This window comes from Pseudarthrobacter sp. NS4 (assembly GCF_024758005.1).
In the GTDB taxonomy this organism is placed as follows: domain Bacteria; phylum Actinomycetota; class Actinomycetes; order Actinomycetales; family Micrococcaceae; genus Arthrobacter.
The window spans coordinates 3,714,063-3,731,997 of record NZ_CP103288.1; the positions used below are offsets into that span (position 1 = coordinate 3,714,063).

Sequence of the window (17,935 nt, forward strand, 5' to 3'; positions counted from 1 at the left end):
ACTTGCCTCTCAGTGGTTCCGAGTATACAGTCTTTTGGTATACCAAGCGCAAGATTCGCAAAAGCGAGATGTCTTGCCCAGGATCCCCAACCCCCTCGAAAGGCCTGCGTCATGCGCAATGAAGCGAAGACCACAGTCGGCCCCGCGACTGCCTTAGTGGACACGCCGCCCACACGTTCTTTCCGTGCCAGTCCCGCCATGTGGCTCGCGATGATCGGGATTTCCACCGCTGTGTGCGCCGTGGCCATCATGATCGGAACCCATAAGTTCCATCTCGGCCCGGCCGCCATCGTCCTGATGCCCATCCTGTGGACCGTGCTCATCGGCGGATTCCTCGGCGTCCAGAAATGGAAACCCATCGGAGGGCGTGCCCGTGCAGTGTCCACCCACCTGATGGACGTATCCATTGTTTTCTTCCTCGCAGGCCTCGGCACCCAAATCGGCCCGTCGCTGACGAAGTTCACCAACATCGGCCCCGCGATCCTCCTGCAGGAGGTCGGCCACGTGGTGGGCACGGTGATCCTGGCCCTGCCCGTGGCAGTTGCGCTCGGGTTGGGCCGCACGTCAATCGGCGCCACCTGGTCGATCGACCGTGAGTCCTACCTTGCCTTCGCCATCCAGCGCTTCGGCGTCCGCTCCCCCGAGTACCGCGGCGTCTTCGCGGTGTGGGTGCTGGGCAGCGTCTTTGGCGCCGTGTTCATCTCCCTCCTGGCCGGCCTTCTCGGCGGGCTGGACTTCTTTGATCCCCGAGCCCTCGCGCTGGGCCTCGGACTCGGCTCCGCGTCCATGATGCTCGGCGGCGTGGGTGCCCTGTCCATCCTGTATCCGGAGATGGCAGGGGAAATCATGGCCCTCGCCGCACTGTCCAACCTCGTCACCAACATCGTGGGATTCTACGCAGGCGTATTCATCGCACTGCCGATGTGCCAGAAGCTCTACAAGATGTGGTCGCGCCTGTTCGGGCGTGACGACCTGGGCCGCCGTGTCCGGCGCGGCTCCCTGGTAGGTGCAGGCGGAACCGTCGCGGGCACCTCAGGCCAGGCACGCACAAGCGGGGCCCTGAGTGAATCGGATGAATCGCCGGATATCGAGGCTGTGGATGTCAACGGCATCGAGGCGGACCCCACCGTCGTCAGGTCACGCAGGACATGGCTGATTGCGTTCGCCGCGACCGGCGGGGCCGGTATCCTGTTGAACGCTCTGGGCACAGGTTCGGCGCGGCCCTTGGACGTCGTCGGCGTGCTCATCCTGCTGGCCCTTACCGCCGTCGCACTCGTGCTCGCAAAGCTCGTTCCCGCGGTCCCGTCCAGCATCTGGGTTTTGGCTCTGGCCACCATTGCCTCTGCGACCTTCTTTCCCTTCGGTCCTTTCATCGCTTCCACGACGCAGAACATCAACGTCCTGTTCGCGGGCCTGCCGATGATCGCACTGATCGGCATGTCACTCGGCAGGGACGTCAAGGCACTGCGCTCACTGAGCTGGAAGATTGTCATTGTCGCCCTGATGACATTCACGGCCAGCTTCATCGCCGCGGCAGTCATCGCGCAGGTTGCCTTGAACTTCTAGTACACGCTGCGGCAGGGAAGGTGCCGGTCCCGCGGGATCGGCACCTTCCCTACTGTGGTTCGTAGCACCAGCCGAAAGGAATGCACCATGATCATCGCCAATGTCCGCCCCTGGGGCAGGGACGCCGTGGACCTCGAGGTCCGCGAGGGACGGATCGCAGCCATTCACCCGGCGGGGACCGCCGTCGTATTGTCCGATGCTGACGGCGTGGCAGTGGACGGACGGAACCGCATAGCCATGCCGGCGTTCACCGACGTGCACGTCCACCTCGACTCGACCCGCATCGGGCTGCCGTTCCGGGAGCACACTGCCTCGCCCGGAGTGTGGAATATGATGTGCAACGACCGGGAAAACTGGCGCGATACCCCCGTCCCCTACCGCGATGTTGTGGCGGGAACGCTGGAACGGATGATTGCGCGGGGCACCACCCGCGTCCGTTCCTACGCCCAGGTCGACGTGGACTGCAAGCTTGAACGCTTCGAGGCAGTGATGGCCGCCAAGGAACGCTTCGCCCACGCCGCCAGGGTAGAGGTCATGGCTTTCCCCCAGGCCGGTCTTCTGCTTGAGGAGGGCACCGTGCCGCTCCTTGAGGAGGCCCTCCGTGCAGGCGCCACCACTATTGGCGGTATTGATCCCTGCCAGCTGGACCGGGACCCGGTCCGCCACCTCGATATCGTGTTCGGTCTGGCTGAGAAGTACGGGGTCGACGTCGACATTCATCTGCACGAGCCTGGCCACCTGGGGGTTTTCAGCGCTGAGCTTGTGTTCGACCGCACCCGCGCCCTGGGCATGCAAGGACGCGTCTCGCTGTCCCATGCGTACGATCTGGCCAACATCCACCCCGATGTGACCGCCCGGCTGGTGGAACAGATGGCAGAACTCGACATCGCCTGGGCGACCGTCGCCCCGGCGAGCGGCGGCGGCCAGTTCGACCTTGCCCAGCTGGCCCAGGCCGGTATCCGCGTCGGTTTAGGGGAGGACGGCCAGCGGGACTACTGGAGCCCCTACGGCAATTGCGACATGCTCGAACGCACGTGGCAGCTGGCTTTTACCCACCGGCTGCGCAAGGACCGCCTGATCGAGCACTGCGCGGCGATCGCCACGATTGGGGGCGCGTCCATCATTGACCGCTCCGTCCAGCGCCTCACTGGTCCCGACGACCGGCCCGGCTTCGCTGTTGGAGATCCGGCAGACATCGTCCTGGTCGATGGCGAAACGATCACGAGCACCGTCATGGACCGCGGCGCCGACCGGACCGTCATCCACGATGGCCGGATCGTCGCCGATGGGCTGACCGTTCTTCCGAGACCGGTCGTGTAACCCGTATCCCGCCCGTGACGGACGACGGAGGGGCCTCCCGCCGTCGTCCGTCATCTTTGTGCGCCCGCAACAGCATTTCCCCTAGTCACACAGGTACTAAGTGTGCTTACCATATTAATGCCACCTATTTAGGAGGAAAGAGATGGAAACAGTAGAAGAAACTGTGGAGGTCGCTGTTCCCGTGCGGACGGCGTATGACCAGTGGACACAGTTTGAAACGTTCCCTGAGTTCATGTCAGGTGTTGAGTCCGTCACCCAGTTGACTGACACCACCAATCACTGGGTGACCAAGATAGGCGGTGTGGAGCGTGAATTCGACACCGAGATCGTGGAACAGCAACCCGATCAACGGATTGCCTGGCGCAGCGTCGACGGAAAATCCCACGCGGGTGTAGTCACGTTCGACTCACTGGGCCCGACGGACACCAAGGTCGCCGTCAGATTCGAATGGGACCCGGAAACCTTCGTTGAAAAAACCGGAGCCGCCCTGAACCTCGATCAAATGCAGGTCAAGGCCGATATGCGCAAATTCAAGGATTTCATTGAGTCCCGCGGCACTGAAACGGGTGCCTGGCGCGGAGAAGTGGAAGACAGCGGCCCGACCGGGCAAATCTGAGGCGACAGAACGTCTCGAACCATCCCTTATAAGTAGGGAGTGTTTTCACCATGGCGATCTGCGATACCTGCGGAAACGATTACGACAAAACCTTCACGATCAGCAAAGACGGCCAATCCGGCACATATGACAGTTTCGAGTGCGCCATCCATGCCATGGCACCCGCCTGCAACCACTGCGGTTGCCGGATATTGGGGCACGGGGTTGAGAGCGCCGAAGGTATGTACTGCTGTGCGAACTGCGCCCGTCATGCCGGGGAAACCGAGGCTGCCGACCGGGTCTGAAGAGTGAAGGCCCGCCTTTGATTCGAGACAGCCAGGACCGATATTAGGAAGCGGACGACGCCGGGGCCTCCCGGCGTCGTCCGCTTCCGTTTGGTGCCTACTGGCTGAAGGGGACCTTCTCCCAGGTCAGGACGCCGGCGTCGGAGCTGTTGCCGGCCACCGTGAACCGGACGTAGTTGGTGGCATTGGCGGAGCCGTCCACGGTGATGCGCTGCAGGTCGTCCGCGGCGGGCTGTCCGTAGATGTCCAGCCACGGTGACCCCGCGGCCAGCGGCTGGTTCTCGGCGAAGACGTGGCTGTCCCCGTTGATGAGGTAGACGGGGCGGTCGAAGCTGTTGGTCCCCTCGATGATGGCCGCAATGATTTCACGGAAGCCGGAAACGATTTCCGGGTTGGCGGTGGCCGCGGCGAGCAGCGACGGATCGAACATGTCGGCCTGCGTCATCAGCACCACGGCGCGGTCGTTGCGGCGCTCGGCGTCCGCGAAGGTGCCGCGGATCTGGTCCAGGACGGCGTTCGTCCGGTGTTCAACTTCGGTCAACTGCTCGGGCGTGGCTGTGGTGTTGCCCAAACCGCTCCAGGGCTGCAGAGAGTTGTTGCTGCCCTGGATGTTCAGCACGGAGAAGGCTACGCGGTTCTGGTTGAAGCGGACGTTTTCGGGCAACCCAAGGTTCTCCTGGGTCTTCACCGGCATGGTGGCTCCAAGGGTCTTGCCGGGCTCGTTGAAGAAGACTTCCCGGAGCTTGTCCAGCCGTTCCAGCGGGTTGTAGGCACCGTTGTTGGTGCGGTGGCAGTCCACCCACTCGTTGTCGCCCGGGGTGAAGACCAGCGGGTGCGCGAAGGTGTCGAACTGCGTCCGGATGTTGGTGAAGTACTCGTCCGAGCAGACCGAGGAGCCGTTCTTGATGTCACCCACGTGGGTGACGAACTTCAGTTCCTTGTCTGCGTTGATGTCCTGGATGCGTGCGGGGAACTTGGCGATTTCGGCGTCGCCGTAGGGGATGTCGCCGATGACGCCGAAAGTGAACGCCTGATTGTCGGCGGCGTTGGCTGCAGTGGCGGGCTGGGACGCAAGGAGGCCGAGCACCAGGACGACTGCCGCCGTCGTAGTTTTCAAGGTCTTTGAAGGCATGGGGATGTTCCGGGGAGCGGGCTTGGTTGCCTCGGCTTGGGCCGGGGCTGCTGCCGTTCCGGCCAGGGAGGCAAGGACCGCGACGGCGGCGAGGGTGCTTTTCACGAACACGGAGTACTCCTGGTACCTCGGGGATGTCCGCCCGGGCGTTGGGGGTGCCGGACAGAAAGGGTGCGTGAAAAGACTGCTGGTTACGTGAAAACGTCCGAGGGCTGTGGGGTAGCCGAAAGGTGAACCGGACGTGACAGGCATCCGATGCGCAGATTAGGCGACCCGGTGGAGCGGGTAACGGAGAACGACGCCGCACACAGGGCATAAAGAACGACGGCGGGAGGCACCCGCCGTCGTCCGCCTTCTGTTCTAAGGCGTTGATTGCTCAGCTGGTCTGGCACTTCCGGCCAGTCGGGCCGCCCTCCTAGACTTCGCCACGCCAGGCGCCGGTTTCGGTACCGCGCGACTCAATGAAGTCCTTGAACTTCCGCATGTCGGCCTTTACCTGCATCTCGTCGATCTTCAGTGCCGCGCCTGCCTTTTCGGTGACGGTTTCCGGCGCCCATTCGAAATGGACTTTGACCTTCGTGTGATTGGCATCCAGCGGCGTGAACCGGATGATGCCGGCGTGGGACTTGCCGTCGATGCTGCGCCAGGCGATCCGGTCGTCAGGCTCCTGGTCGACTATTTCAGTATCGAATTCGCGCTGAACGCCACCCACCTTGGTAACCCAGTGGTTGGTGGTGTCGGTCAGCTGGGTTACGGATTCCACACCGGACATGAACTGCGGAAAGGATTCGAACTGGGTCCACTGGTTGTACGCGGTCCGCACCGGGACTGCGACTTCAACGGTCTCTTCAACTTGTTCCATCTGCTTCCTCCTCATGACGGACGGCCGCAACAGCGGACCGGCAGAGCTTGCCATCCTGCCAGTCAGGCAGCCGCCACCTCTGCACGATAAGTCCGGCCGCAACCTGTGTCCAGACCTTTGGAATCCCCAGGACGTCGCTCCACCGCTGGCCCAATCTGCTATGCCAATCAGGCACCGGGAGGTCGTAGATAGGACGGACGACGGCGGGAGGCGCCCGCCGTCGTCCGCTTTCGTTTGGTGCGCACTGGCAGCGCCCGCCGGTAGATTTAAGCCCGATGATTTCCATTGACCGGGACGACCCCGCACGCGGCGACGTCCATCAGCTCCTCAGCGAACACCTGGCGGACATGTTTGCCACGTCCCCGGCCGACAGCGTCCATGCCCTGGACCATTCCGCCCTGTCCGCGCCGTCAATTACGTTCTGGACCGCCCGTGAAGACGGCGATCTGCTGGGGTGCGGCGCACTCAAACTGTTAGAGTCCCCGCCGGGGTCCGCGGTGCACGGCGAGATCAAGTCCATGCGCACTACGGCAAGCGCACGGGGACGGGGCGTAGCCACCCTGATGCTCCGCCATATCCTCGACGACGCCCGCGCCCGGAACCTTGAGCGCGTCTACCTTGAGACTGGCACCCAGGACTACTTCGCTCCCGCACGCCGACTGTACGCCAGACACGGCTTCACCCAGTGCCCGCCTTTCGCCCACTACGTCCTGGACCCCAACAGCGTCTTCATGGAGCTCCGCCTGTCGGGACCCGATCCAACGGGGCACCGCAAACACAGCCGTCCCGCCGTTCCGTCAGGCGGCGAGGCACGTCCCGCGGCAATGAGCCTCAGGCGGCGAGGTGCGTCAGGATGACCTGTTCCAGTGGGCTGAAGGCGGCGGGCACGCAGCCTGGTGGCATAAGTGGTGGTTCCCGGTCCGGATGCTCGGCTGGATAATATCGGCCGGTCGGTGAAATCCAGCCAGGTGGCTGATCCTTCGTTGCCTGCGTTGGTGTCCATGCCGACCGGTGTTTGAGCCGGTGATGTTTTGGGCACGCCTGTCCAAGGTTGCTGATCCCGGTGCTCCCACCGTGCTGCCAGGCGGTGAGATGATCCACGTCATTATCCTGAGTGTGGTTGCTGCAGCCCGGGAAAGTGCATGTGCCGTCCCGCATCCTGAGCCACCGCTTCAGCGATTCCGGGAGCCGGTAGCTGGTGCGCCCGATTTCCAGCGGTGCCCCGTCGCGGGGGTCCACCAAAACGCGGTAGAACGAGCTCGCACCGTTGGCAACGAGCCTGCGTGCCATCGATGGCGGGACCGGGCCCAACCCATCGACATGGGCGGGTTCGTCGGTAAGGCCAAGGAGGGAGAAGACCGGGACGGTAACGAGCACATCAGCCTTAGGCGAGGGCACTTCTCCGGCGTTCTGGTTCGCACTGCCCAGCAGCAGCCCTGCGGCGACGTCGGCGCGCAACTGGGTGAGGTTGCGTGATTCGTGCGGGTCTTGAAGGCCGCGGGCAACAGCGGTGGTTTTGTTCCAGATGGCCAAGGCCGTGTCCCCGGGAAGGTAGAGCGATAGCCAGGCCATGCCGTCCCGGTCCGGGGCGTACTCCATCCGCCGGTCGGCCAATTTCTCCGCGTGGCGTTTCTCAACGGACTCGGGGTGGTGGCGTTCGCGCCAGGCCCGGACTTTCCGCCGGAACCGGGCGGGCACCAGCTCTCCGGGCGCGGCACCGCGGGCCGGGTTCGGTGCGTCCGGGTCGAAGAAGTGTGCCTCCAGGGCAGACGCTGCGGCGGGCGTAAGGCCGGTAGTTTCCTCGACCACGATGCGGGCGTGCTGCCAGGCGATGGTGCCGGTCTGCAGCGCATCGAGTGCCGCCGGCAGTGACGTGGTCAGCGCGTGGGCTTCTCCAAGGAGGGCGGATGCGGCGCGTTCGCCGATGGTGAGCACGCACGCGACTTCTGCCACCCGGCTCATCTCCCGCGCCGACGCCTCATACGCGCTGGCCGGCTGGGCTTCCATCGCATCTGCTGCCTCCGCGTAGGCGGCCACCAGGCGGACCTTCGCCGCCGCCGTCGCGGCCTCGACCCGCGCCAGCACCCCTAACCCGTCCAGGCACACCTCGGACAACTCCTGCAGTGGATCAGCATCAGCATCGGGAACACGGTCAGGCCCATCCAGGGTGGCCGGCGGGGAGGCAACAACAGCCACAAGCTCATCAACCAGCCCGGCCACCGACGCAACGGCAGCGGCCACCGCGGCCCTGCCGCCCACATCGATAACCACACCAGCTTCCATAGCCAAAGCATGACAGGGGGGTGTGACATTTTAGGAAGTTCCCGTTGTTGCTGAGTGGTGCGAACGGCTGCTACGCGTTGGAGGGTGCCCGGTGTACAACAGTTTGCCCCGTCCCTCTGAGGGTATGGCGGGCCTCGGCGCCCGTGCCCTCGTTCTGTTCTTCCAGAGTTTGACCTTAGTGCTGCTGGTGGCGCTGGCGATCAGGTTGGCTCCTGCTGCGTTGATTTGCCGGGTTCGCGTGGAGCCCCGTTCCCCCGCGCCTTCGACAGCGTGAATATCCCATAGCGCATCGCACCTGTGCGGTAGGCCAGGATCAGTCGGGGGACGCTCAGAGCGAAGATGCGATTGCGTGCGCCAAGAGCGAGGCGACGGGTCTCGCGATCAACGAGCAAGGCCTTCACAAGTCGACGGGCGCAGATCGGCCATGTGCGCGCGACGCGGCGGCTGACATCCTCATAGCCAGCGATCTCAAAACCCGCCGCCATCGCCATCGCCTCATACTCCTCGCGCGTGCCCATCGAGGGCAGGCGCCCTTCTCGGCAGATCGGCTCGAGCAGGTGGCGAACCTTCCATCCGCTGGCTTCAGTCTCGGCGAGCCACGCGCAGACGACGAGGCGGCCGCCGGGCGACAGCACGCGATGCGCCTCGGCGAAGAACCCGGGCTTGTCGACCATGTGCTCGCTCGACTCGATCGCCCATGTGGCACTGGCCGAGGCATCGGTCAGCCCGTTGACGAGCCAGTCGCGGAGATGGATATCCACGCCAGGTACGGGATGCGCGGCGGCATAGTCGGCCTGCTCGCCCGAAAGCGTGAAGCCGGTAACGCGGACCCTGCGTGTCACCGCGAGCTGCCTTGCAGTGGAACCATAGCCGCAGCCGATGTCAACGCACGCCTCGCCGGGCATAAGGCGCAGCCGGTCGCCGACCATGTCGACTAGCGCCTCGACCGCCTCGGCGGGCGTCTCGCGACCCGTCACCCATAGCCCGTGATGGACATGCTCGCCCCACACCCGCCGATAAATAGGATCGAGCTCGTCGTAGTGATCCGCGACCGCCACGGCGTTCTGGGAGATGTTGGGGACGATCACGCCATCACGTTATAACCCTGATCCATGCCACCGGAAGGGCCGGAAGGGTATGAAGCGGACGACGGCGGGACCTCCCGCCGTCGTCCGCTTTGTTTTGATCGGGGCGCCTGCCGGCTGGCTTGAAGCCCAACGTCACACAACGCCACGGCATCCAAATCCGGACAAGCAACGCCCTACCCTTAACAGGTGACTTTGACTAAGATTCGTACCGCCGCCGCGAGCTCCCTCGCCGCCGCAGGTCTCCTGTTTTCCCTCGCCGCCTGTTCCACTCCGGCCGCCAACCAGCCAACTGCCTCTGCACCGGCGTCACCGGCTTCCACGGCAACGGCTTCATCTGCCGCCGCTTCCGAGCCCTGCGACGGCGTGAAGGTCATTGTGGACTCGGGCGCCGTGAAGCAGGCTGCCGCTGATACCTCCACTTGCGTGCCCGTGACCGAGCCGACCGTGGCTTCCGAGATCCTCGACGAGGCAAACGTGAAGACCGAGGGCACTGAGCAATACCCCACTGAACTCGTGTGCCGGGTGAACGGTGTGCCCGCCGCGGACTTCGACATTGTGCACAAGGCCGGCACGTATAAGGAAGAATGCAAAGATACGCCCGCGGCCTTTGCCTACTGGGCTCTCTGGGTTAAGCCGGACGCCGGGGACTGGGCCTATGCCCAGGAAGGCCTCGCCACCCTCAAGGTGAGCCCCGGCGAGAGCCTGCAACTGCTCTTCACGGTCGACGGCGAACCGGCCACCCCCAAGGCATGACCTTCCGACCCGCGCCGTTACGCGCAGCGGCGGCCCTCGCCGTCGTCTTCGTCGCGGCGCGGGTCGTCTACCGCATCCTTTTCAACGGGGCGGGCATTGGTGCACCGGTTCTGCTCAACCTCCCGGCGATGCGACTGCCTGCCCCATTCGCCCATGTGGTCTTCCTCGGTCCGGTAACGGCACCTGGCCTGTGGGAGGCAGTCCTGTCCGCCCTGCCGATTGCCGGGATGATCCTCGGCTTCGGCCTGCTCAACGCCTGCGTGGACGTGGCCCGCGGCTTCGTGCACCTGGCCCGCCGCGGCCCCATGCAGGGCTTGGCCCGGACGCTCGTTGTGGCGTGGGCCGCGCTCCCGGCGCTTGCCGACGCCGTGGCCTCCGTACGCCTGGCGTTCCGCTTGCGGGGCGAACGGTTCGGACCCCGCGCCCTGGTGCCCGTGCTTGAGCGCACCCTTGAACACGCGAGCCGGGTTGCCGCGGCCCTGGAACTGCGCGGGTTCGGGAGCCGGGTAGCGCACCAACCCTTCAGTGCTTCCGAAGCGCCGGTCCTCGTCCGCGACGCACAGTTCCGCATTGGTGATGCGCAGGTGCGCGTAACAGAATTCACGCCGTCGAGCGGGTCAATATCGGTCATTACCGGGCCGACGGGCTCCGGCAAGTCCACCGTCCTGCGGGGTATCGCCGGCCTCCTCTCACACGTTGACGGCGGAGAGATTTCCGGCACCGTGCGCGTCGCCGGAACGGACCGTGCCGCCACGCCGCCGCGCGACACCGCCTGCCTCATCGGCGTCGTCCTGCAGAATCCCCGTGCAGCCTTCGCCAGCACCCGGGTCCGGGACGAAATCTCCCTCGCCCTTGAGCTGCGCGGCATGGCATCCGCTGCCTCTAAGGCGCGAGTGATGGCGGTTGCGGAGCGCATTGGAGTGTCGGAGCTGCTGGACCGGAATGTCAGCACCCTCTCGGCGGGTGAGGCGACCCTCGTGGCCATCGCCGCCGCAGTGGTGGATCATCCGGCCCTGCTCCTGGTTGATGAGCCCCTGGCCGACCTGGACACCATGGCGCGCGGACGCGTCATCGCCGCGCTTAGCGCCCTCGCCCGCGATGCCGGTGTCTGCGTCATCGTGGCGGAGCACCGGGCGGAAGCGCTCGTGCCCGTTGCCGACGCGTGGTGGACCATCGACGACGGCGCCCTGGTACCGGGTACCGCACCGTCGCCTTCTGCCCTTGCTACGGCAGGTCCGATCCCGGCAGAGCCCACGAATTCCACGCCCGTGCTGATGGCGACTAACCTCGCCGTGCACCGCAAGGGCAATCCCCTCGTGCGCGAAGCGTCCCTGACCCTGCACCGCGGTGAAGTGGTCGCCCTGGTGGGGCCGAACGGAGCCGGGAAGTCATCCCTCCTGGTCGCGCTCGCCCTGGGTGAGGGAACGGGCGGTGAGGGCAAGGTCGGTAAAGGCACGCGCAGTAACAGCACGGCCGACGGCGGCAGGGTCGACGGCGGCCGGGTCGCCCTCGTGCCGGACGCCTCGGACGACCTCTTCACACGCGATACCGTCGCGGCAGAGCTCCGCGCGGTGGAACGTCGCCAGGCGCGCGGAAAGAACGGCGAACAGCCCCCGGCTGGTTCCGCAGCTGCACACCTTGCCCGTTTGCGGGGAGACGTCCGGATTCCCATTGGGCACGAGCATCCCCGGGACCTCTCTGCAGGAGAGCGCAGGATCCTTGCCATCGCGCTGCAGACCATGGACGAACCCGAGGTTCTCCTGATCGATGAGCCGACCCGCGGGCTCGATCCCGCAGCTCGAGCAGCAGTCTCGGCGGCGCTCCGGGCTGCAGCGGACGCCGGCACCGCGGTCCTGATCGCCACCCACGACCTCGACTTCGCCCACGGCCTCGGCGCCCGGATCCTCCCGATGCATGACGGCGTCGCGCCCTCCTCCGCGCCGCCCAAAGTCCCTGAGCCGCCCCTGTTGTCCCCAAGCCAGCCAGGTGCCGGATGGGAACCACGGGTCGCGGACGAAGATACACACCGCCAGGCCGGGGAACGAAAGCCCCGCATCCGGATGCCCCGCGGCGTCGAGCTCGCCATCCTCGCAGTGGCAAACCTGCTGGCCCTCGCAGCCTTCTGCTGGCCGCTGCTCGCTGCGGCCCTCCCGCAGGATGCCGCCGCGGCACTCCCCTACGCGGCGCTGGCCATTGCGCCGCTCGCCGTCGTGGCCATCGCCGTGTCCGTCGACGGATCGGTCCGCTCCGCACACACGGTGGCACTGCTCGGCGTCCTGGCCGCAGTAGGTACGGCGGTGCGGGTGGCGAGCACCGGCGTCGGGGGCGTGGAAGCTGTCTTTATCCTGCTGATCCTGGCCGGCCGGGCCTTCGGTCCCCGTTTCGGGCTGCTCCTCGGCGCCGCCACCATCGCTGTCTCAAGCGCCCTGTGGGGCAGCATTGGGCCGTGGACGCCATTCCAGATCTTCGCCTGCGCATGGGTGGGCGCGGGCGCAGGGCTGCTCCCCCGCCGGGTGCGGGGCAAAGCCGAACTGTGGATGCTGTGCGGCTACGGCGCCGTGGCGTCCTACCTTTTCGGACTGCTGCTCAACCTGTGGTTCTGGCCCTTCGCGGTGGGCGCCGGCACCGGCATCTCCTACGAGCCCGGCGCCCCGCTGGGCACCAACCTCAGCAGCTTCCTGCTCTACTCGCTGCTGACGTCGACGGCGGGCTGGGACACTCTGCGGGCAGTCACCACGATCATCGGAATCGCTGTGGTGGGTCGGGCCGTCCTCGCAGCGTTCCGGCGGGTGAAGCCGGTCTCCAGCCCGGGCGGAAGCGCCGGCCGGCACGCCGCGCAGGCTCAATCGACCCGAGCCAGAGACCCGCTTCAACTCACACCTTGAAGTACTTCGCCTCCGGGTGGTGGAACACGAACGCGTCGGTGGACTGTTCGGGGTGCAGCATCAGCTCATCGCTGAGGACTACGCCCATCCGCTCGGGCTTCAGCAGCTCCGTCACCTTGCGGCGGTCCTCCATGTCCGGGCATGCGGGGTAGCCGAGGGAGAACCGCGCACCGCGGTATTCGAGCTTGAAGTACCCTGCCGTGTCCTTGGGCTCCTCGGCCCCGAAACCCAGCTCCTTGCGGATCCGGGCATGCCAGAACTCGGCAAGCGCCTCGGTGAGCTGCATGACCAGGCCGTTGAGCTCGTAGTAGTCGCGGTACTGGTTGGCGGCGAACATCTTGGAGGTGAACTCCTCGATCTTCGAGCCGGCGGTGACCAGCTGCACCGGCAGCACGTCAATCTGGCCGGATTCGCGCGACTTCACAAAGTCGGCCAGGCACAGGTGCCGGTCGCGGCGCTGCCGCGGGAAGTCGAAACGCAGCCGATCAGTGCCGATCGGACCTCCTGAACCACCGTCGGGGGCGAGCAGGCCCGCGGTGCCAAGGACGCCGTCGGGATCCGTATCGTGGTGCAGCACCACCACCTGTTCTCCTTCGGAGACCACGGGGAAGAAGCCGTACGCGACTGATGCATCGAGCATTCCCTCGCCCAGGATGCGGTCCAGCCAGTAGCGCAGGCGCGGCCGGCCCTCGCGTTCCACCAGTTCCTCGTAGGAGGCGCCGTCCTCGCCGCGGCCGGGCTTGAGCCCCCACTGCCCCATAAAGGTGGCGCGCTCGTCGAGGAACGCCGAGTAGTCGTGGAGCGAGACGCCGCGGACGATGCGCGTGCCCCAGAACGGCGGCGCGGGGACGGGGTTGTCGGCGGCGACGTCGGAACGGCCAGGCATCGCTTCCGGTTCGGTCACCGTGAACTTCGCGCCTCCCTTGTGGATGCGCTTCTTCAGCGGCGGAAGGCCGACGTCGTCCGGCGACTCGCCGCGGGCGACGCGGACCAGCGGGTCCATGAGGGCGAGGCCCTCGAAGGCGTCCTTGGCGTACCTGACGGTTCCGTCAAACTGCTCCGCCAGGTCCTGCTCCACGTAGGCGCGTGTCAGGGCTGCCCCACCGAGGATGATGGGCCACTTCTTGGCCAGGCCGCGGGACTGCAACTCCGCGAGGTTCTCCTTCATCACCACGGTGGACTTCACCAGCAGCCCGGACATGCCGATCACGTCAGCGTCGTGCTCCTCCGCTGCGGCCATGATCTCGGCGATCCCCTGCTTGATGCCGATGTTGACCACTTTGTAGCCGTTATTGGTAAGGATGATGTCCACCAGGTTCTTGCCGATGTCGTGCACGTCGCCGCGCACGGTGGCGATCACCATGGTGCCCTTGCCGGAGGAGTCAGACTTCTCCATGTGCGGCTCGAGCAGGGCCACCGCGTTCTTCATCACCTCGGCGGACTGCAGCACGAACGGCAGCTGCATCTCGCCGGCGCCGAAGCGCTCGCCCACAACCTTCATGCCCTCGAGCAGGTGGTCGTTGATGATGCCGAGCGGGGTCATGCCCTCACTGCGGGCCAGGTCGAGGTCCGCTTCAAGGCCCTTGCCTTCGCCGTCAATGATGCGCCGTTCCAGGCGCGCGCCCGTGGGCAGCGCCGCGAGTTCCGCGGCGCGCTGGTCCTTGAGCGCTGCGGTGTCGACGCCGGCGAACATGTCCAGCATGATGGCCAGCGGATCGTAGGTGGTGTTGCCGTCGGCGTCGTATTCGCGGCGGTCCCAGACGAGGTCCAGGGCAACCTTGCGCTGCTCCTCCGGCAGTGAGGCGAGCGGCACGATCTTGGCGGCGTCGATGATGCCGCTGGTCAGGCCCGCCTGCACGGCCTCGTGCAGGAACACGGAGTTCAGGACGACGCGCGCTGCCGGGTTCAGGCCGAAGGACACGTTCGAAACGCCGAGCGTGGTGTTGATCCCGGGGTACTTCGCGGTGATCTGGCGGATGGCCTCGATGGTTTCGATGCCGTCGCGCCGGGTCTCTTCCTGGCCGGTGGCGACGGGGAAGGTCAGGCAGTCGACGATGATGTCCTCGACGCGCATCCCCCATTCGCCCACCAGGGCGTCGACGAGGCGGGAGGCGATGGCCACCTTGCCCTCGGTGGTGCGTGCCTGGCCCTCTTCGTTGATGGTCAGGGCGATCACGGCGGTTCCGTGTTCCTTCACGAGCGGCATGATGCGCGCGAAGCGGCTGTCCGGGCCGTCGCCGTCCTCATAGTTGACGGAGTTGACCACCGGGCGGCCGCCGATGTGTTCGAGCCCGGCCCGAAGTACGGCCGGTTCGGTGGAGTCCATGACCAGAGGGAGCGTGGAGGCCGACGCGAAGCGTGAGACGATCTCCTTCATGTCGGCCACGCCGTCGCGCCCCACGTAGTCGATGCAGACGTCCAGCAGGTGCGCGCCGACGCGGATCTGCTCGCGGGCGATATCGACGCAGTCGTCCCAGCGCTCTTCGAGCATCGCCTGGCGGAACGCCTTTGAACCGTTCGCGTTGGTGCGCTCACCGATGGCGAGGTAGGAGGCGTCCTGGTCGAAGTTGACGTGCTGGTAAAGGGAGGCGACGCCGGCTTCGCGTTCGGTGGGGACACGGGCGGCGCCGTTGCTGTCGGCGTTCGTCTTGCGGGTGCGGAAGGGCGCAAGGCGTTCGACGACGGCGGCCATGTGCTCCGGCGTCGTACCGCAGCAGCCGCCCACCAGGCCCAGGCCGAATTCGCGCACGAACTGCTCGTGCGCGGTGGCGAGTTCGGTGGGTGAGAGCGGGTAGTGCGCGCCGTTGGCGCCAAGGACGGGCAGGCCGGCGTTGGGCATGCAGGCGATGGCCACGGAGGACTGCTTGGAGAGGTGGCGCAGGTGCTCGCTCATCTCATCCGGGCCGGTGGCACAGTTCAGGCCGATGGCGTCGACGCCGAGCGGCTCGAGCGCGGTGAGCGCGGCGCCGATTTCGGATCCCATCAGCATGGTTCCGGTGGTTTCGACGGTCACTTCGACGAAGATGGGGAGCCGGATGCCGCGGGTGACGATGGCCTGCTTGCAGCCGTTGACGGCGGCCTTGGTTTGCAGGAGGTCCTGGCTGGTTTCGATGAGGAAGGCGTCCGCTCCCCCGTCGATGAGGCCCTCGGCCTGCAGGGCGAAGGTCTGCTTGAGGTAGTCGTAGCTGGTGTGGCCGAGGCTGGGGAGCTTGGTGCCCGGGCCCATCGAGCCGAGGACCCAGCGCATCCGTCCGTCTGTTTTTTCTGCCGCCTCGGCACGTTCGCGGGCGATCTCGGCACCCTTGCGGGCGAGTTCTTCGATCCGGTCGTCGATGCCGTAGTCGGAGAGGTTTGACCAGTTGGCGCCGAAGGTGTTGGTTTCGACAGCGTCGATGCCCACGGCGAAGTACGCGTCGTGGATGTCCGCGAGGACATCCGGGCGGGTGTCGTTGAGGATCTCGTTGCAGCCTTCCAAGCCTAGGAAGTCGTCCTCGAGCGACAGCTCACGTCCCTGCAGCATGGTGCCCATGGCGCCGTCGGCAATGACGACACGGTGGTTCACCGCGTCCAGCAGCTCCTGCGAGCGGGCAGGGCGGGGGACGGACTCAATATCAAGCGCAAAACGAGGCATCTAAACAGGTTACGGGCGGCACGCCGAAACATTGCTTCGTGTTTCTGTGTGCTACGACGGGGGTAGGTGCCTCTGCCTACAGCCGGCAGCGGTAATTTCTAAAGCAGGGCGACGACGGGCCAACCTTGGGCGGATGCGAGTACGGCGCCACTTAAGCTGTTGCTGTTGTCGCTAGGCAACCAGTCGCGACCAGAACGCCACAACGCACGACTCTGAGATAGCTACTTCCAATCCCATAAAGGGGGGATGGCCTTACTAAGCCGCGGGACGCGAAGTCCCTGAGGTGAGTCCGTTCAGTCTCGTCCAGTCGCCTATGTAGTCCAAACTCACCCGGGCCACCTGCGTCATCGTCGCAGCTTCACTAGCAAGGTCAGAAACAGTAGCTTTGCGCCTCCACCGGTAACCGGACCGCTGCTGCCACAATGGGTAAATGGTTTCTCAAGACTTCTTTACCGACAGAATGAACGGTCCCGCCCCCAGGATCCACGACAATCTTCCCGAACCTACATCCCGGGGGCTTTATGAGCTGTTCAAATCGAAGGCAGATGGCCATTGGTTTGCTAACCATTTTCCGGAGCAATGCCAGGACGGCAAAGGTGTCGCTGGCACAAATTTCAGTGGGCTTTGGGGCAATGTACGTGCTTTAGTTCCGCAACTGGAGGAAGAGAAGTGGGGCGTATCTCCCATTCAGCCTGATGGTGCCGTATTCGACCTCATGGAATATGCGGCGAGCAAGCTCTCAAAGCCAGTCCAAGGTGTCTATCACAGCTACCTGGGGCACCATGAGCTCACTTTTGACCAAGCTGCCGGCCGGAAGGAGTTCCGGGAAGAGGTCAACCAGATCCTTCGGCGGGGAGGAACGATGTATGAGCTGAGTCCGAATTTGCAGATCGTCCGAATCGGCACGCCAGCGGTACAACAGGTCATCGCGCAGATGACACCTGCGAGTGGCGATCCAGATTTGGACGACCTGCTTCTGCGCGCCAAGGCTCTCTATATTTCTCACAAACAGGGTGATCGGGCTTTGGCCTTAGAGAAGCTGTGGGATGGCTTCGAACGCCTAAAGACAATAGATGTCCTAGGAAACAAAAAGCAGAGCGCCAACGCTCTGCTGGATCACATTGCTAGCAGCGAATTCAAGGCCTTCACTAGCACCGAGATGAAAGCCCTAACCGATTTTGGCAACCAGTTCATGATTCGCCATCATGAAACCGACAAACACCCAGTGCCAAAAGAAGCCCAGGACTACCTGTTCGCACGGATGGGGTCCCTGATTGTATTCCTACTAAAAGCCAGCAATCGCCTCGGCTGACGTGCTGCTGGGCGGGGCACCTTCGACGCCCTATCGTAGGGAGCCCTGGGGATGCAACCACTCCAGGCCTATGAGGTGCTGAGAACTATTAGCTGTACCGTCCAACACGTATCGGACAGACCAACGCCGCAAAACCGTTAGTCCCGACCAACAGGCACTCCAACTTGCCGCTTCCGTTTACCGCCACTCTGATTGCCGTCCGT

The 17,935-nt window shown here is 65.1% G+C and carries 13 protein-coding genes; 8 read left to right on the top strand and 5 right to left on the bottom strand.

The annotated features are described in order from the left end of the window. Positions 1–111 precede the first annotated feature (111 nt). The 4 genes from NXY83_RS17590 to NXY83_RS17605 all read left to right on the top strand — a co-directional run bounded on the left by NXY83_RS17590 (position 112) and on the right by NXY83_RS17605 (position 3,786). The gene (locus NXY83_RS17590; RefSeq protein WP_258803499.1) at positions 112–1,566 is read left to right on the top strand and encodes a DUF3100 domain-containing protein; all 1,455 of its coding nucleotides are present in this window, start codon (positions 112–114) and stop codon (positions 1,564–1,566) included. Between the two features lie 87 nt (positions 1,567–1,653). Then, entirely contained in the window at positions 1,654–2,886 is a 1,233-nt protein-coding gene (locus NXY83_RS17595; protein WP_258803500.1) for an amidohydrolase family protein, read from the top strand. 142 nt (positions 2,887–3,028) lie between these two features. After that, positions 3,029–3,502, top strand: a complete 474-nt coding sequence (locus NXY83_RS17600; RefSeq protein WP_258803501.1) for an SRPBCC family protein — start codon at positions 3,029–3,031, stop codon at positions 3,500–3,502. Between the two features lie 50 nt (positions 3,503–3,552). Beyond that, the gene (locus NXY83_RS17605; protein ID WP_258803502.1) at positions 3,553–3,786 is read left to right on the top strand and encodes a hypothetical protein; all 234 of its coding nucleotides are present in this window, start codon (positions 3,553–3,555) and stop codon (positions 3,784–3,786) included. Between the two features lie 97 nt (positions 3,787–3,883). Here the strand turns inward: NXY83_RS17605 and NXY83_RS17610 are convergent, their stop codons facing one another. Together NXY83_RS17610 and NXY83_RS17615 are read right to left on the bottom strand one after the other, a co-directional pair. Beyond that, positions 3,884–4,918: a hypothetical protein gene (locus NXY83_RS17610; protein ID WP_397427606.1), complete on the bottom strand. Its 1,035-nt coding sequence runs from the start codon at positions 4,916–4,918 to the stop codon at positions 3,884–3,886. A 415-nt stretch (positions 4,919–5,333) separates the two neighbouring features. Beyond that, entirely contained in the window at positions 5,334–5,780 is a 447-nt protein-coding gene (locus NXY83_RS17615) for an SRPBCC family protein (protein ID WP_258803504.1), read from the bottom strand. A gap of 275 nt (positions 5,781–6,055) precedes the next feature. On the opposite strand from NXY83_RS17615, the gene NXY83_RS17620 reads away from it, so the two are divergent. Further along, a complete protein-coding gene (locus NXY83_RS17620) occupies positions 6,056–6,637 on the top strand; it encodes a GNAT family N-acetyltransferase (protein ID WP_258803505.1) in 582 nt (193 codons plus the stop codon). Here the strand turns inward: NXY83_RS17620 and NXY83_RS17625 are convergent. Next, positions 6,612–8,063 carry an HNH endonuclease signature motif containing protein gene (locus NXY83_RS17625; RefSeq protein WP_258803506.1) on the bottom strand — a complete coding sequence of 484 codons (1,452 nt, stop codon included), beginning with the start codon at positions 8,061–8,063 and terminating at the stop codon, positions 6,612–6,614. The two genes, NXY83_RS17620 and NXY83_RS17625, sit on opposite strands and share 26 nt — an antisense overlap. A 200-nt stretch (positions 8,064–8,263) precedes the next feature. Then, the gene (locus NXY83_RS17630) at positions 8,264–9,151 is read right to left on the bottom strand and encodes a class I SAM-dependent methyltransferase (protein WP_258803507.1); all 888 of its coding nucleotides are present in this window, start codon (positions 9,149–9,151) and stop codon (positions 8,264–8,266) included. 186 nt (positions 9,152–9,337) lie between these two features. Between NXY83_RS17630 and NXY83_RS17635 the strand changes: the two genes are divergently transcribed. Further along, positions 9,338–9,904 carry a hypothetical protein gene (locus tag NXY83_RS17635; protein ID WP_258803508.1) on the top strand — a complete coding sequence of 189 codons (567 nt, stop codon included), beginning with the start codon at positions 9,338–9,340 and terminating at the stop codon, positions 9,902–9,904. Continuing rightward, complete coding sequence (locus NXY83_RS17640) at positions 9,901–12,789, top strand: ATP-binding cassette domain-containing protein (RefSeq protein ID WP_258803509.1); 2,889 nt, start codon at positions 9,901–9,903, stop codon at positions 12,787–12,789. Before NXY83_RS17635 ends, NXY83_RS17640 begins: the two co-directional genes overlap by 4 nt. Here the strand turns inward: NXY83_RS17640 and metH are convergent. Next, positions 12,779–16,420, bottom strand: coding sequence for a methionine synthase (gene metH / locus NXY83_RS17645; RefSeq protein WP_258803510.1), 3,642 nt, complete (start codon positions 16,418–16,420; stop codon positions 12,779–12,781). The genes NXY83_RS17640 and metH overlap by 11 nt on opposite strands. Before the next feature lie 430 nt (positions 16,421–16,850). Here metH and NXY83_RS17650 point away from each other — a divergent pair, with 430 nt between their 5' ends. Then, positions 16,851–17,732: a hypothetical protein gene (locus NXY83_RS17650; protein WP_258803511.1), complete on the top strand. Its 882-nt coding sequence runs from the start codon at positions 16,851–16,853 to the stop codon at positions 17,730–17,732. The last annotated feature ends 203 nt before the right edge of the window (positions 17,733–17,935 follow it).

Bases quoted from the DNA above. Each gene is read 5' to 3' on its own strand.
- NXY83_RS17590 (WP_258803499.1), top strand. From the start codon at position 112: ATGCGCAATGAAGCGAAGACCACAGTCGGCCCCGCGACTGCCTTAGTG.
- NXY83_RS17595 (WP_258803500.1), top strand. From the start codon at position 1,654: ATGATCATCGCCAATGTCCGCCCCTGGGGCAGGGACGCCGTGGACCTC.
- NXY83_RS17600 (WP_258803501.1), top strand. From the start codon at position 3,029: ATGGAAACAGTAGAAGAAACTGTGGAGGTCGCTGTTCCCGTGCGGACG.
- NXY83_RS17605 (WP_258803502.1), top strand. From the start codon at position 3,553: ATGGCGATCTGCGATACCTGCGGAAACGATTACGACAAAACCTTCACG.
- NXY83_RS17610 (WP_397427606.1), bottom strand. From the start codon at position 4,918: ATGCCTTCAAAGACCTTGAAAACTACGACGGCGGCAGTCGTCCTGGTG.
- NXY83_RS17615 (WP_258803504.1), bottom strand. From the start codon at position 5,780: ATGGAACAAGTTGAAGAGACCGTTGAAGTCGCAGTCCCGGTGCGGACC.
- NXY83_RS17620 (WP_258803505.1), top strand. From the start codon at position 6,056: ATGATTTCCATTGACCGGGACGACCCCGCACGCGGCGACGTCCATCAG.
- NXY83_RS17625 (WP_258803506.1), bottom strand. From the start codon at position 8,063: ATGGAAGCTGGTGTGGTTATCGATGTGGGCGGCAGGGCCGCGGTGGCC.
- NXY83_RS17640 (WP_258803509.1), top strand. From the start codon at position 9,901: ATGACCTTCCGACCCGCGCCGTTACGCGCAGCGGCGGCCCTCGCCGTC.
- metH (WP_258803510.1), bottom strand. From the start codon at position 16,420: ATGCCTCGTTTTGCGCTTGATATTGAGTCCGTCCCCCGCCCTGCCCGC.
- NXY83_RS17650 (WP_258803511.1), top strand. From the start codon at position 16,851: ATGGTTTCTCAAGACTTCTTTACCGACAGAATGAACGGTCCCGCCCCC.